This is a genomic window from Parasphingorhabdus sp., from assembly GCF_041748495.1.
Classification (GTDB): domain Bacteria; phylum Pseudomonadota; class Alphaproteobacteria; order Sphingomonadales; family Sphingomonadaceae; genus Parasphingorhabdus.
Map to the genome: position 1 here is coordinate 1 of NZ_JBGTDD010000066.1, position 3655 is coordinate 3655.

Consider the following 3655-nt stretch of genomic DNA (forward strand, 5'->3'; position numbering starts at 1 on the left):
GCGGATCAGCCCCTGGATCGGCCAGGCCGCTGCATCGCCGAGTGCGCAGATGGTATGACCCTCGACCTGCTTGGTGACTTCATAGAGCGTATCGATATCGGCGATTTCGGCATCGCCGTCGCGCATCTTTTCCATCACCCCTTCGCGCGCCTTCTTGACCATTTCGCTGTCGGTGCGGATTTCCTGTCCGTCAGCGGCGGGCAAGGCACAGCTCGCCTGCGGCTTCGGCGGCCCCGGCTTCACCTCCACCAGACACATGCGGCAATTGCCGGCAATCGACAGCCGTTCATGATAGCAGAAACGCGGGATTTCCTTCCCCGCAAGCTCCGCCGCCTGCAACACGGTCGCGCCCTGCGGCACTTCGATCTCGATGCCATCTACGGTGACTTTAGGCATTATACGCCTCCAGCATCGGCTTCATATCCACCGCTACCTTTCTGGTATTTAGAGCGATCTTTAACTTCCCAATTATTTTCAGGCTCGGGCTGTTCAGGCTCCTCACCCTTCGTGAAAAAAGCTTTGATTAAAACCACCACAAGCGCAATCGCCGCCAAAACCATAAAAGCTGAATAAAAGGTCACTCCGCCGCCTCCGACAATTCGGCATGCTGGTGAACCGCCCGATATAATCCATATGCCAGCATCGCCCGCAAGGAAGTCTTGTCGAACGACACTTCCAGTCCATCCGTCACACAGGGACTCAGCAATGGCACGACCGCCTGAATCGCTGCGCCTTCCTGCTCCGAGTCAGGAATCGTATCTATCAGATCGTAAATCCTTTCACCCCCGGATCGCACAACACAGCGACCGAATAATTCTTCGGCGTTCCGCGGCTTCATGATATCTTTTTGCCAATCGAGATCGGTCAGCTTGCCAAGCGCTTCAATATCTTCCGCTTTATAGTGCCGCAGCAGGAAGAACTCGGCGAAAGCGCCTGCTACGGGACCGGTTGATACACTGTAGCGGATATCCTTGGCGAGACTGCAGCGGTCATCATATTCGACCTGCCGGAAAATCCTGCCGAGCGATTCGGTCTGTTCCTCGCTCATATAGCGATGGGACAGCGTGTTCAGTGCACGGGTCCGATCATTCTCCGCCCGGCAACGCATCATCGCATTCAGACCGGCACGCGGTGAGCTTCGGACCAGCGGGTCATGAAAGCCGGTCATGCCCTGGCGGGTGCGGTCAATACGGGACCCGGTTTCCGGTTGCGCAAAGGCAGTTTCGGAACAGACCAGCGCCAGCATCGCTGCACAAACAGCTATGATATCCAGCTTTTTCATTCCGCCGCCTCCATCACTTCGGGCATGGCCTCTTCACCCTTATGCTCGCGAATCCGTCGCTCCATCTCTGGCCGAAAATGGCGGATCAGCCCCTGGATCGGCCAGGCCGCTGCATCGCCGAGTGCGCAGATGGTATGACCCTCGACCTGCTTGGTGACTTCATAGAGCGTATCGATATCGGCGATTTCGGCATCGCCGTCGCGCATCTTTTCCATCACCCGCCACATCCAGCCGGTGCCCTCGCGGCATGGCGTGCACTGGCCGCAGCTTTCATGCTTGTAGAAATAGCTGAGCCGCGAAATGGCGCGGACGATATCGGTCGACTTGTCCATCACGATCACCGCCGCCGTACCCAGTCCTGAGCCGAGATCCTTCAGCCCGTCAAAGTCCATCGGCGCGTCCATGATCTGCGCGGCCGGCACCAGAGGCACCGACGATCCGCCCGGAATCACCGCCAGCAGATTGTCCCAGCCGCCGGTAATCCCGCCGCAATGTTTCTCGATCATGTCGCGAAACGGGATCGACATCGCTTCCTCGAACACTGCCGGCTTCTCGACACGGCCGGAGACCTGGAACAATTTCGTGCCATGGTTATTCTCGCGGCCGAAGCTGGCGAACCAGGCGCCGCCCCGCCGCATGATCGTCGGCACCACCGCGATACTCTCGACATTGTTGACCGTCGTCGGGCAGCCATAGAGACCGGCACCGGCCGGAAAAGGCGGCTTCAGCCGCGGCTGGCCCTTCTTGCCCTCGAGGCTCTCGATCATCGCGGTTTCCTCGCCGCAGATGTAAGCCCCGGCGCCGCGGTGGACGAAGACGTCGAAGTCATAGCCGGACTTGGCGGCATTCTTGCCGATCAGCCCCGCGTCATAGGCCTCCTTGACCGCCGCTTCCATGATCTTGGCTTCAAAAATATATTCGCCGCGAATGTAGATATAGGCGGCGCGCGCGCGCATCGCGAAGCCGGCGATCAGCGCGCCCTCGATCAGCTTGTGCGGATCGTTGCGCAGGATCTCGCGGTCCTTGCAGCTGCCCGGCTCGGATTCATCGGCGTTGATCACCAGAAAGCTCGGCCGCGGATTGCCCTGGCTGTCCTTCGGCGCCTCCTTGGGCATGAACGACCATTTCAGACCGGTCGGGAAACCCGCCCCGCCGCGCCCGCGCAGGCCGCTGGCCTTCATTTCCTCGATGATCCTGTCGTTGCCGCGCTTGATGATGTCGGCGGTCTTGTCCCAGTCGCCGCGCTGCTGCGACGCCTTCAGGTCCCATGACTGGAAGCCATAGACATTGGTGAAGATCCGGTCCTTGTCCTGGAGGAAATCAAAACTCATTTCTTGCTCCTGCGGCCCCAGAGGCCGCCGATGATACCAATCGCCACGACAGCGAGCGCGATCCAGCCTGCATATCCGTCGAAGATCACGAAAAACCTCCGTTCATCAGCACAAACACGCCAACGACAATCGCCACGATAACCAGACCCACCGACCGCAGGATGCCCTTGAACACCTTCCAGACGATGATGATCGCCAGCAGCGCGAGCGCAAGAGCGACGAGCAATCCCATCACCATTCCCCCCGATAGTCGTGATTGTCATCAACCATCGCGTGCAGGTTGGTCGGCCCGCCCACAGCCTCGCTGGTCTTCCGGCCGATTTGCGAGCCCACCGGAATATCCTTGCCCCCCGCCAGATCCTCGAGGATCCGGGTCATGATATCATAATCGAGATCTTCGTAATTATCGTCGTTGATCTGGACCATCGGTGCGTTCGAGCAATTGCCCATGCACTCGACCTCGGTCAGCGTGAAAAGCCCGTCCGGCGTGGTCTTGCCCTTGTTCAGCCCTTTGTTCTTGCACGCCGCCATCACATCGTCGCTGCCACGCAACATGCACGGCGTGGTGCCGCACACCTGCACATGATAGCGGCCCACCGGCGCCAGATTATACATGGTGTAGAAGGTCGCGACCTCATAGGCCCGCATATAGGGCATATCCAGATAGGCGGCGACATATTCGATCACCGGGATCGGTAGCCAGCCTTGGGTCTTGGTATCTACCCCAACCTGCCGCTGGGCGATGTCGAGCAGCGCCATGACCGCTGATTTCTGGCGACCAGCCGGATATTTCGCGATCTGCCATTTGGCGAGTTTCTCGTTTTCCGCCGTGAAAGCAAAATCGCTCCACTGGGCACGGGTTTCGATTTCGTCGGGGATCGTGGGTGCTTCAGCCATGACGATCACGCTCCGTGTACACGCGTTTGAACAGATTACAAAAAACGATCATCAGACCGAACGGCGCGACGACGCTTGCGATGCTACCAAAATCATATTGTCCGGATGTCAAAAGCTCAAACAACCGGGTACCGAAAAGAAGTAC

General features: G+C 58.8%; 6 protein-coding genes. All 6 read right to left on the minus strand.

Annotated features, from left to right (window positions below):
* Nucleotides 1–396 (minus strand): 2Fe-2S iron-sulfur cluster-binding protein (locus ACEW8J_RS05530; RefSeq protein ID WP_373490645.1); only part of this gene is annotated, 396 nt, incomplete at its 3' end.
* Entirely contained in the window at nucleotides 396–581 is a 186-nt protein-coding gene (locus ACEW8J_RS05535; protein ID WP_373490646.1) for a hypothetical protein, read from the minus strand. The genes ACEW8J_RS05530 and ACEW8J_RS05535, both read right to left, overlap by 1 nt.
* Nucleotides 578–1282, minus strand: a complete 705-nt coding sequence (locus ACEW8J_RS05540; protein ID WP_373490647.1) for a hypothetical protein — start codon at nucleotides 1280–1282, stop codon at nucleotides 578–580. The genes ACEW8J_RS05535 and ACEW8J_RS05540 overlap by 4 nt, the downstream gene beginning before the upstream one ends.
* The gene (nuoF, locus tag ACEW8J_RS05545; protein ID WP_373490648.1) at nucleotides 1279–2613 is read right to left on the minus strand and encodes an NADH-quinone oxidoreductase subunit NuoF; all 1335 of its coding nucleotides are present in this window, start codon (nucleotides 2611–2613) and stop codon (nucleotides 1279–1281) included. Before nuoF ends, ACEW8J_RS05540 begins: the two co-directional genes overlap by 4 nt.
* A gap of 85 nt (nucleotides 2614–2698) precedes the next feature.
* Nucleotides 2699–2845, minus strand: a complete 147-nt coding sequence (locus ACEW8J_RS05550) for a hypothetical protein (protein ID WP_373490649.1) — start codon at nucleotides 2843–2845, stop codon at nucleotides 2699–2701.
* Nucleotides 2845–3510 (minus strand): NAD(P)H-dependent oxidoreductase subunit E, encoded by a 666-nt coding sequence (locus ACEW8J_RS05555; RefSeq protein WP_373490650.1) that lies wholly within the window; start codon nucleotides 3508–3510, stop codon nucleotides 2845–2847. The genes ACEW8J_RS05550 and ACEW8J_RS05555 overlap by 1 nt, the downstream gene beginning before the upstream one ends.
* Nucleotides 3511–3655: the final 145 nt, after the last annotated feature.

What these genes read in the sequence shown, in the direction of transcription:
- ACEW8J_RS05540 (WP_373490647.1), bottom strand. Translation starts at nt 1,282, where the DNA reads ATGAAAAAGCTGGATATCATAGCTGTTTGTGCAGCGATGCTGGCGCTG.
- nuoF (WP_373490648.1), bottom strand. Translation starts at nt 2,613, where the DNA reads ATGAGTTTTGATTTCCTCCAGGACAAGGACCGGATCTTCACCAATGTC.
- ACEW8J_RS05555 (WP_373490650.1), bottom strand. Translation starts at nt 3,510, where the DNA reads ATGGCTGAAGCACCCACGATCCCCGACGAAATCGAAACCCGTGCCCAG.
- ACEW8J_RS05550 (WP_373490649.1), bottom strand. Translation starts at nt 2,845, where the DNA reads ATGGGATTGCTCGTCGCTCTTGCGCTCGCGCTGCTGGCGATCATCATC.